This window comes from Staphylococcus lugdunensis (assembly GCF_002901705.1).
Classification (GTDB): domain Bacteria; phylum Bacillota; class Bacilli; order Staphylococcales; family Staphylococcaceae; genus Staphylococcus; species Staphylococcus lugdunensis.
Window position 1 is genome coordinate 379025 of the sequence record NZ_PPPV01000016.1, and the last position, 10791, is coordinate 389815.

Annotated in this window: 9 protein-coding genes; 4 read left to right on the forward strand and 5 right to left on the reverse strand. The window is 33.8% G+C overall.

From position 1 onward, the window contains the following. Window positions 1-320: 320 nt before the first annotated feature. A complete protein-coding gene (locus CD041_RS08695) occupies window positions 321-1052 on the reverse strand; it encodes a M48 family metalloprotease (RefSeq protein ID WP_080606505.1) in 732 nt (243 codons plus the stop codon). A gap of 279 nt (window positions 1053-1331) precedes the next feature. Here CD041_RS08695 and CD041_RS08705 point away from each other — a divergent pair, with 279 nt between their 5' ends. Then, window positions 1332-1613, forward strand: a complete 282-nt coding sequence (locus CD041_RS08705; RefSeq protein WP_002460436.1) for a GNAT family N-acetyltransferase — start codon at window positions 1332-1334, stop codon at window positions 1611-1613. Window positions 1614-1942: 329 nt separating this feature from the next. Further along, window positions 1943-2749 (forward strand): VOC family protein, encoded by an 807-nt coding sequence (locus CD041_RS08710; protein ID WP_170121710.1) that lies wholly within the window; start codon window positions 1943-1945, stop codon window positions 2747-2749. 68 nt (window positions 2750-2817) lie between these two features. On the opposite strand, the gene CD041_RS08715 is transcribed toward CD041_RS08710, so the two are convergent. Further along, window positions 2818-4311 (reverse strand): aldehyde dehydrogenase family protein, encoded by a 1494-nt coding sequence (locus CD041_RS08715; RefSeq protein ID WP_070648201.1) that lies wholly within the window; start codon window positions 4309-4311, stop codon window positions 2818-2820. A 399-nt stretch (window positions 4312-4710) separates the two neighbouring features. Between CD041_RS08715 and CD041_RS08720 the strand changes: the two genes are divergently transcribed. Continuing rightward, window positions 4711-5544, forward strand: coding sequence for a YSIRK-type signal peptide-containing protein (locus CD041_RS08720; RefSeq protein ID WP_002460440.1), 834 nt, complete (start codon window positions 4711-4713; stop codon window positions 5542-5544). Window positions 5545-5739: 195 nt separating this feature from the next. Here the strand turns inward: CD041_RS08720 and CD041_RS08725 are convergent, their stop codons facing one another. Then, window positions 5740-6399 (reverse strand): NAD(P)H-dependent oxidoreductase, encoded by a 660-nt coding sequence (locus CD041_RS08725; RefSeq protein WP_070648200.1) that lies wholly within the window; start codon window positions 6397-6399, stop codon window positions 5740-5742. 353 nt (window positions 6400-6752) lie between these two features. Here CD041_RS08725 and CD041_RS08730 point away from each other — a divergent pair, with 353 nt between their 5' ends. Continuing rightward, window positions 6753-7745 (forward strand): D-lactate dehydrogenase, encoded by a 993-nt coding sequence (locus CD041_RS08730; protein ID WP_080606503.1) that lies wholly within the window; start codon window positions 6753-6755, stop codon window positions 7743-7745. 66 nt (window positions 7746-7811) lie between these two features. Here the strand turns inward: CD041_RS08730 and CD041_RS08735 are convergent, their stop codons facing one another. Beyond that, on the reverse strand, window positions 7812-8609 hold the full coding sequence (locus CD041_RS08735) for a Cof-type HAD-IIB family hydrolase (RefSeq protein WP_070648199.1): 798 nt from the start codon (window positions 8607-8609) through the stop codon (window positions 7812-7814). Between the two features lie 195 nt (window positions 8610-8804). Then, a partial coding sequence (locus tag CD041_RS12315; protein WP_258027219.1) for an LPXTG cell wall anchor domain-containing protein occupies window positions 8805-10791 on the reverse strand: 1987 nt, incomplete at its 5' end.

Sequence of the window (10791 nt, forward strand, 5' to 3'; positions counted from 1 at the left end):
TTCTTTGTCCATGGAAGCACAACCTCCTAAAATAAGCGAGGCACATAATACTATACTTGTTGTTCTTTTCATATATTGGTCATCTCCTCTATTATGTTAGTATTGTTTGAGTCGACCTATAAAACTAACGTAAGTTGAGATTTGTATTTTATAAATATTTTATATAAAAAAATTAAGACTGGCAATTGGAATTTTATGCATGAGATAAAAATTGGACAGCATATAAAGTAAAAACTAACTTTATATACTGCCCTTAATGATTCAATAATGATAGTACTAAACTACCATGTACTTGATATTATGATAATTTGGCGCAAATTTTATATATTCAAGTGATTTAAGCGTTGTTGAAGTGATGGATGTGTTGACATCAACTTTACCTTTGTATCCTCCATAATACCGAGCGCAATAAACTTTTCGAAAGCTTGGCGTTGTGCTGTCTTTGATGTAAATTGTGCAGCAAAGCAATCACATTTTAGCTCTTTAAGACGCGCATAATGGAAAAATAAGAAAAATCCAGAAATATAGAGTGATAGCACAATAACTACAAATATTAACAACAATAAAACATTGTTAAAATGAATTGTACGACTAACTAATAATGCAATAATTGGTATAAGTGCGACAACAACTGAGCGCATTAAGCTTAACTTTAAAATATCATGATCTTTAATATGACTATATTCATGTAGGATAAAAAACTTTAGTTCCTCTATTGACAATGCTTGTTCAATACGTCTATCTATTGCGATAACTTTACGATGTCCGCTTCCTGAAGCAAATAAATTAGGTTTAAATGGTAATTCTCCAATATATGTGGTTACTTGTTGTGTTTCCATCTCTGGTATATGTTGTTGCAACCACGTACGATTAACCTCTGTGCGGTTGCTTAAAAATAAATACATATACGGACTGATAAATGCATATCCAACTAATCCGAATGCAAAAATAAACAAATAGCGTATTTCCGTTTGTCCAAGAAGTGAAACTTGTATTACGTCAAATTTTATTAATATAACTAAGCTTAAAAATATAATTGCAATGAGCCTCATTTTAATCCTCTTTCTTAGGGAAGATAATATTTAATACAACCTTTTAAATTTACATATGTGATTTATTATATAGCGACAAAAGAATTTAAATGCTTATGTATGCATCCTGTTGATAATGATACACACATACTACTTATTCATAATACAATCATATCGATTACACTTGTCATTTTAAATGTTTTCTTAGCGCAATTCAATGTCCTAAAATGGTTGAGCCATGTTTAATTTATACCAAAAGTGATACATATATAATATAAAAAATATTAAGGAGTGATTACGATGGACAATACGATTAAACAAGGTCATAATCAGTTCTATATTGGAGAATCTGAAGACAACGCTCAAGCTGTTATTACGTTTAAACAAGTAGATAATAATGAAATTGATATTGACCATACCGGTGTACCTGACGAATTAGGAGGTCAAGGTATTGGAAAAGAACTAGTAGCAGCAGTTGTGAACTATGCTAGAGACAATCAATTGAAAATTATCGCATCTTGCCCATTTGCCAAACATGTATTAGAAACTAATGATGATTACCAAGATGTCTATCTTGGCTAATACAAATCATTGACTCAATAAAATATATTTCAAAATAGTGCATTAAGTGTCGTCTCAACTTAATGCACTATTTCGCTTTCATTGTAAATATTATAAAAATAATATGTCTTTATCGCTTGAAGCCCCATATTTTTCCTTTTTCTAACTACGTATTTCTTTATTGAAACAATACTAAGTTTCATTTACTTAAAAACCTGTATTATCAACCACTTGCCTAAAAATGTATAAACTTTGAAACTTCTATCTTGTACTTTTTATATCACAATAGTATATTAAATATACTAGATATAAATTATAAATAAAATTATCACTATAGGAGGCAATACATGATGACTTCATTCCATACCATTGAAGCAACGCACGTAACAAATATCACATTAAATGTCGCTGATTTAGCTAAAATGACAACTTTTTACAGCACTATTCTTGGTTTTTCAATAAAAGCACGCAGCGAAGAACGTACTATCTTAAATGTAGGCGCAAACGGTCATACTTTAACTTTAAATTATTTAGCTGAAGGACGACATCCTAGTTTCCGAGAAGCTGGTTTATTCCATATTGCTTTTTTATTACCTAGCCGCGCTGATTTAGCCAATTTCTTGTATCATGTTAGCCGGTTAAATATCGCTGTTGGTGGTGGAAATCATCTCGTAAGTGAAGCACTCTACTTTAATGACCCTGAAGGTAATGGCATCGAAGTATACCAAGACCGACCAAGTGACCAATGGCAATGGAATGATGATTTCGTAAAAATGGATACGTTAGAAGTGAATGCTGATGATTTAATTGCACAACGTACTAATTTAGGTTGGCAAGGCTGGCCTGCAAATGGGAAAATCGGGCACTTACATTTAAAAACACATGATATAAAAGAGGCATATGATTTCTATGTTTCACAACTTGGATTAGCACATATTTCTAAATTCCCACAAGCATTGTTTATGTCAACACAATATTATCATCATCATATCGCTGTGAATATGTGGCAATCAAACCAGAAAAGAATAAGTAATACGGAAAGTTATGGCTTAGTCCATTTTGATATTTATAAACCCAATGCTGAAGAAACGCACGTAACATCACCTGAAGGCTTCGATATTACAATTCATAGTGATACCAGCACGGTTGCAGGATAGTATAAAAAAACAGAACGCATAAAGCGCTCTGTTTTTATGATGTCGTATTACAATCATAATAAATTATATTAATATAAACCTTTCGTTTGATTGCTTGTATCGATAAAGATGTTTTTAACTTGTTGATAGTTTTTAATCGCATCTTTATAAACTTCACGACCAATACCGGATTTTTTATATCCACCAAATGGCGCACCGGCTGGAATTTGGTTATACGTATTAATCCAAATACGTCCTGTTCTCATTGCTTTAGCGACATTTAAAGCACGGTTGAGGTTTGTCGTAAAGATACCACCAGCTAAACCGTATTCCGAGTCATTAGCGATTTGAATCGCTTCATTTTCATCTTCAAATTTTTCTACAACTAATACTGGTCCAAAAATTTCTTCTTGTGCCAATTTATGACTATTATCTTTTAACTCAATGATTGTAGGTTCAAAGAAATATCCTTTATCGCGACCATTATCAGTTAGACGATGGCCACCTGTTAAGATAGTTGAACTGCTATCTTCTTCTGCAATTTTAATATAGCTTTCAATTTTTTCTATTTGATCTGGCCCAGTTTGAGCACCCATTTTAATATCTTTATCGAAAGGATCGCCAACTTTGATATTTTCAAAAGCTTCTTTCAATTTAGGAATGACTTTATCATAAATTGAAGTCTGTACTAGTAAACGTGAGCCTGCACTACATACTTCACCTTGGTTAAATAAAATTCCAAGTTGTACACCTTCAACTACTTGATCTAAATTTGCGTCATCAAAGATAATATTTGCACTTTTACCACCAAGTTCTAAAGTAGTCGGAACAATACGTTCAGCGCCTGCTTTTGCTACGCCATAACCAACATCTGTTGAACCTGTAAATGATAATTTATCCACGCCTTCATGTTTAAAGATGGCATCGCCAGATTCAGAACCTTTACCAGTTACAACGTTAACTACACCTTTCGGTAATACGTCTTGGAACACTTTCGCAAGTTCTATGAGTGATAACGGTGTAGATGATGATGGTTGAATGACAACGGTATTACCTGCAGCTAATGCTGGCGCGAGTTTCCATGAAGATAATAGGAATGGGAAGTTCCATGCGACAACTGCTCCAACTACGCCGACGGGTTCATTTACAACTAAACTCATTGTATTGTCATCAATTTGATTAACACTACCTTCATCAGTTGTTAACACACTTGCAAAATATTTATACTGATTTGCTGTTTGAGGAATATCAATCGTAGACGTTTCACGGTACGGTTTACCGTTTTGTAACGACTCAACAGTCGCAAAATGTTCTTTTTTTTCAAGTATGCGACGACTAATTTCTAATAAATAGTCCGCTCGTTCTTCTTTAGAAATTTTACTCCAGCTGTCAAAAGCATCCTGAGCTGCTTTAACCGCTTTATCAACATCTGCTTGATTGGCTTTAGCTACTTGTGCTAATGTTTCTCCGTTAGCTGGATTAGTTACATCTAATGTTTCTCCACTATCACTTGCTTGAAATTCTCCATTGATAAATAAATCATATTTTTCATCTATAAAATCTCTTATATTTACATTTGACATTGGTCATCATCCTTTACTTAGAATTTATAAAAGGCCATGTGCAATACGTTCGATGCGGTAAAGTCTGTAGAAAATAATGAAAGCGTTTTCTACGTATTTAGTATTTTACCTTTTCTGCGTAAAAAATAAAAACAACTTGCTTATAACGTATTACCAATTTAGCCGTACTTAAAACATGATGATATGCTAACTTTACATTAATATCTTATATTTTAATTATGCTTATAAATTTAAAAAGCTATTAAACTGCTAACTATACTATATTTTATTTCACTGTCTTATGGTAAAATGGTTATAATTATATAAAATATTTATATAGTGGCGTCCTTACATTTATTCCAACTAGAAAGTAGTAGCAAACATGTAAGGCATTATTAAATCATATTAAGGAGTGATCATGTGAAATTTTATCAACAACAGCGTTTTGGAATTCGTAAATTTGCAATAGGAATAGGATCAGTTGCCCTAGCAACAGTAGTATTTTTAGGAGCGAATCAAGATGCGTATGCTTCAGAAACTAGTCGTACAGCTACAGAACAAAATCAAAGTCACGCTCAGCATCAGGCAAATACTCAAAATCAACACACATCTGGTAAACATACATCAGAAGTCGATATTACAAGTCCATATGGTAAAACAACAGACATTATAGAAAAAAATAATTCAAATCAAAATAGTAGTTCACACAGCAAAACTGAAATTATTTTAGGCTCTACGGATGGTGAATGGCTCATCAATGACATAACGATTATCAATAGTGAAACGCATCACACAAGTCAAAATAATCACTCTAGTCACAATATTAAAACCGAAAAACAATCTACATCTAAAAAAATTCAACATACGGGCAGTAGTGTTAAAACTGTAAGTCAACAAAGAACTAGCCAATCTCGTTTAACTAAACAAGCTGTTCAACATCAAAGTCAAAAACAAAACGTCGAGAAACATAGTAAAATAGTTAATCCATCGACAGCAGCAGTGAATGTGGAACAACCTTTTAATCCTTCACAACATAATGAATTAAATCACACTCATCAAACATTAATCAATCAAACTAAAAAACCAACAGTTACTCACGCTACTTCATCAAATATGACTGTCACAGCACCGATTACTCATAAAGCATTACCAAATACAGGTAAAGAAGAAACGCCCGAACATAGTATGGCATTAGCTTCAATACTCGCAGTACTTGGCTCAGCACTCTTTATGCGCCGTCGAAAACACATATAATACAAAACAGTCTGGGGCATCATTTTATTTTAGGCTATGATATATATGTATTGGCAGTAGTTGACTAGATAGAAAATACGCTTATACTAAGCTTTTTTCAATCCTAGTCAACCTTGCTGGGGCGGGACTACGAATTCATTATGAATGCTGTCCCGCTCCCTTACTTAATCATTTAACATGCTATTACATCATTACTTATTTAACCCATTCAATGACATCTGTTGCTGGCTGACGTACTTTTCCTTTTGGCTCATCTTTTCTATAACCAAAGGCCACCATAACTGAAGGTGCAAAATGCACTGTATCAATAACGCCCTCATCTTGTAATATTTCCGTCACTTTATCCAAATCGAAACCTTCCATTGGACATGAATCAATTCCGAGTAATGCTGCTGAAGTCATCATGTTTGCTAAGGCTATATATGTTTGTTTGCTAGCCCAATCCAACAAAGTACGTTCGCTATCATTTATATGAAAATTTGTTTGGAAATCATTGAACTTTTGTTCAACTGCTGGGATGGTATGTGTATCATATTTCTTAATGTCTCTGAGGATATGTTGAACATAGTCCGACTGTGCCGTAACATTTTTATGAGCCAAAATAACAACGAAACGACTAGCTGTATCAAGTTGTTTTTGTGCACCCCAACTATAAGGTTTAAGTTTATCCTTTAGTTCTTGACTCTCAATGACAACAAATCGCCATGGTTCTAATCCAAGAGAACTCGGTGACAGCCGTCCTGACTCTAAAATCGTTTGCATATCTTTATCGCTAACTTGTTTTGATGAATCAAATATTTTCGTCGCATGGCGAAAATTTAATGCATTAATAATTGTTTCATTCATTTGTGACATGATAAAGCCTCCTGAAATAGTAGTGTGACTTAAATTATAAAATATATAATCAGTACAAAAAAGTATTGTGATTATCCAATTATTTAAAACCCACATACCACTATGGCAAAATACAAAGCAAGAATTATAAAATATGTGTAAATATTTTCATATTGTTGCTTTGGTACAATTTTATAACAAAAAATGTGATGCAAACTATTGATTTGTGAAATAATTCACAATATAATAATATTGTAGGTAAGAGACTTGTAGACACTATAACACAAGCCAATATTATTACAGCTTACTTATATATCGTATAACGTCTTATATTTATATAACTATATCATCTAGGAACAGGAGAGATTATTTCAATGACAAAAATTATGTTTTTCGGTACGCGTGATTATGAGAAAAAAGATGCTTTAAATTGGGGTAAAGCACACAATGTTGAAGTCGTTACTTCAGAAGAAATCTTAAGTGCTGATACTGTAAATCAATTAGAAGGATTTGACGGTGTTACAACAATGCAATTTGGGAAACTAGAAGATTCTGTTTATCCTAAATTAGAAGGATATGGAATTAAACAAATTGCACAACGTACTGCTGGTTTTGATATGTATGACTTAGATTTAGCTAAAAAACACGGCATTGTTATTTCAAATGTACCAAGTTATTCACCTGAAACAATCGCTGAATATTCTGTATCTATAGCTTTACAATTAGTACGTAAATTCCCATTAATTGAAAAACGCGTTCAAGCACACAACTTCAAATGGGCAGCACCTATTATGTCAACACCGGTTAAAAATATGACAGTTGCAATTATTGGTACAGGACGTATCGGTGCAGCAACAGGTAAAATTTATGCTGGCTTCGGTGCTAAAGTAGTAGGCTTTGATGCATATCCAAATCACTCTTTAGATTTCTTAGAATATAAAGACTCTGTGGAAGAAGCAATTAAAGATGCAGATATCATTTCATTACATGTACCTGCAAACAAAGAAAGCTTCCATTTATTCGATAAATCAATGTTTAGCAAAGTGAAAAAAGGCGCTATTTTAGTAAATGCCGCTCGTGGTGCTGTTATCGACACACCAGCTTTACTTGATGCAGTCAATGATGGTACTTTATCAGGTGCAGCAATTGACACTTATGAAAATGAAGCAGATTACTTCACTTATGACTGGACAGGTAAAGATGTTGACGATCCAACATTATTAGAATTAATTCGTCACGAAAATATTTTAGTAACACCACACATTGCTTTCTTCTCTGATGAGGCAGTAAGAAACCTTGTTGAAGGTGGATTAAATGCTGCGTTATCAGTCATTGAAACTGGTAAATGTGACACTCAATTAAACTAATATAGATTAAATTTAATATATACAAAGCGCTAAACAAGCGATATGACTTGTTTAGCGCTTTTTTCCTTAAGATAAGACCACATCATCTATAACCTGTAATACGCCTTGTTCATCATTGCTTGGCGCAACTGCATGCGCTATATCAAATAATTCAGAATCATTACTATTAGCCATCACATAACTATAATGGGCCAATGCCAGCATATCTTTATCATTATTAGCATCTCCAAAAGCCATGAGTTCACTAGGTTTGATATGCCACTTTGTTAACAAACCTTTAAGCGCTTCCCCTTTTGTCATACTAGGCATAATTACGTCAATACTATCATGCCCACTCGATACTAAACTTGAAATATACTTAAAGCGTATAGCCATATCTTCATCAAGCGTAGGATGCGTTGTCCGATTGATATTAAAAGCAATTTTTACATAATCATCGTCTGGTAATACGTTAAACGAATCAATTTCCTCCAATTGGTGATAATAAAAGTGCGCATTCTCTTTAAAAGGTTGTGACGTATCCTTTAAAATATAAGCACTTTTTAAGCCACATATAATAAACTCTCGAAGTCCTTGTTCTAACATTAAATATTGCACCAAAGATTGGTAGTCTTGTATATCAAAACTCTTATAATCATATAAGCTGTTGCCTTGATAAATCACAGCACCATTTTCTGCAATAAAATACATCTCTTTATCACCAAAAATAGATCTAAGCTTTGCATATTGATTTCCACTTGCTGCTATAAACTTAATATTTTTATCTTGAAGTTTCTGAAATTGTTGATTAAATCTTACTTCATCATAATGTTTTTGACTGTCTAAAAATGTCCCATCCATATCCACAGCAATCGCTTTAATCATAAATGAATGATGCCTCCTATACCTTTCACAATTTTTCACTACTAATTATATAGTGTCTATACGTCATCATGAAGTAACGACTATCATTATGAAACTATGTTCAGATTATGAAATCACTTTCATAAGTGAAAAAAATAAAAGCTCCCCCTCTATAAAGAGAGGAAGAGCTTTTTTAAATGGTTATATGATACTTACTTATTTAACGTTTTTGCGACGAAAAGCACTAAGAAGTAAGATACTACCAACAAGAGTCATTAAATATGCTAATGATAATGATGTTGTTTCACCAGTTTCAGGTAGAGCATAGCGTTTTGTAACAACATCTCTATATTGAGCCATTGCTTCAGTCATTGTATAGCCATAACCATGATATGATACATGACGGTTATATGCTTGATGTTGTACTGCTTGATGAGCGTAGTTAGCATGTGCTTGTCCGTGATCATATTGACTATGAGTATAGTTTTCATAATGACTGTAATGTTGATGTCCAGCGTTACCTTGATGTCCTACAAAGTTATTAACACCATGATGTGAATGTTGTCCATTAAAGTCATGTTGTCCTTTGTAATGGTTGTGGTAGTTATTATAACCTCCATTAAAGTCTTGATGTTGATGGTTATATGATTGATGGTTTGTGTGTTGATGTGTTTTTGTGATTTCAATTGGTTTTCTTGGAATTACAATACTTGGGTGATTATTGAAATCAATATGCACATTACCTGCTTGATCAATATAATAATATTTGATTGTTGCACGTGTGCCTTGGATACATGGAACACAAACTTCTCGACCATCAGCTAAGATAATCACAGTATTTTTATCTTGGTCAATGTAATAATGTTTAACTGCAGAAGGTGTTGGTTTAACATCTTGTTTTTGAATTTGTTTTGATGCTTCAATAACTACTTTTCTACCATCACTAAAGATAATAATTGTATTGCCTGATTGATCTTTTTGAATATCTTTTACTGTAACTGAATGTCCGTTTTGACCTCCAGGAATAGTAATTGTGTGTCCATCACTAAATTCAATGATAGTGTTTCCATCTTTAGTTAATTTTTGACTTACAATATGAATAGACTGACCATCTTTACCGTTATAGCCATTTTGGCCGTTATAACCATTTTGACCATTGTAGCCATTATTACCATTGTAACCATTTTGACCATTATTTCCGTCACGTCCGTCGCGGCCATCTCGACCATCTCGTCCATCACGGCCTTTTTCTATTGTAATTGTATTACCATCACTAAAGACTACAACCGTATTGCCTGATTGATCTTGATGGCTTTCTTTTACTGTAACTGAATGTCCATCTTGACCTCTAGGTATAGTGATTGAGTTTCCATCACTAAATTCGACAATTGTATTGCCTTCTTTAGTTACTCTTTGACTCACAATTGTAATTGATTTGCCATCTTGACCGTCACGTCCATCGCGACCTTTTTCTATTGTAATTGTATTACCATCACTAAAGACTACAACCGTATTGCCTGATTGGTCTTTATGACTTTCTTTTACAGTGACTGAATGTCCATCTTGGCCTCTTGGCACAGTAATTGTATGTCCATCACTAAATTCAACAATTGTATTGCCTTCTTTAGTTACTCTTTGACTCACAATTGTAATTGATTGACCATCCTGACCTTTTTCACCACGATCACCTTTATCACCTTTTGGTATTGTGATTGAATGTCCATCTGTGAATTTAACAATTGTTCCACCTTGAGCATCTTTTGTTATTTCTTGAATGCTAACTGAGTGTCCATCTTGACCTTTAGGAACTGTAACTGTTTTGCCATCACTGAAGTGGATAACTGTGTTACCAGCGCCATCTGTTGTTGTGTTCGTTACGGTAATTGATACGCCATCATGACCATCTCGTCCATTTTGTCCATCGCGACCTTTTGGTACGGTTACTGTTTTACCGTCGCTGAAGTGGATAACTGTATTGCCAGCACTATCTGTTGTTGTGTTCGTTACGGTAATTGATGTGCCGTCTTGGCCTTTATCACCTTTCGCGCCTTTCGGTACGGTTACTGTTTTACCGTCACTAAAGTGGATAACTGTATTGCCGTCTTTATCTAATTCAGTATTTGTTACCGTTATTGATGTGCCATTTTGACCGTCTTGGCCTTTTGGTACAGTGATTGAATGACCATCGCTAAAGTGAACTACT

Bases quoted from the DNA above. Each gene is read 5' to 3' on its own strand.
- CD041_RS08710 (WP_170121710.1), top strand. From the start codon at position 1,943: ATGACTTCATTCCATACCATTGAAGCAACGCACGTAACAAATATCACA.
- CD041_RS08695 (WP_080606505.1), bottom strand. From the start codon at position 1,052: ATGAGGCTCATTGCAATTATATTTTTAAGCTTAGTTATATTAATAAAA.
- CD041_RS08705 (WP_002460436.1), top strand. From the start codon at position 1,332: ATGGACAATACGATTAAACAAGGTCATAATCAGTTCTATATTGGAGAA.
- CD041_RS08715 (WP_070648201.1), bottom strand. From the start codon at position 4,311: ATGTCAAATGTAAATATAAGAGATTTTATAGATGAAAAATATGATTTA.
- CD041_RS08735 (WP_070648199.1), bottom strand. From the start codon at position 8,609: ATGATTAAAGCGATTGCTGTGGATATGGATGGGACATTTTTAGACAGT.
- CD041_RS08725 (WP_070648200.1), bottom strand. From the start codon at position 6,399: ATGTCACAAATGAATGAAACAATTATTAATGCATTAAATTTTCGCCAT.
- CD041_RS08730 (WP_080606503.1), top strand. From the start codon at position 6,753: ATGACAAAAATTATGTTTTTCGGTACGCGTGATTATGAGAAAAAAGAT.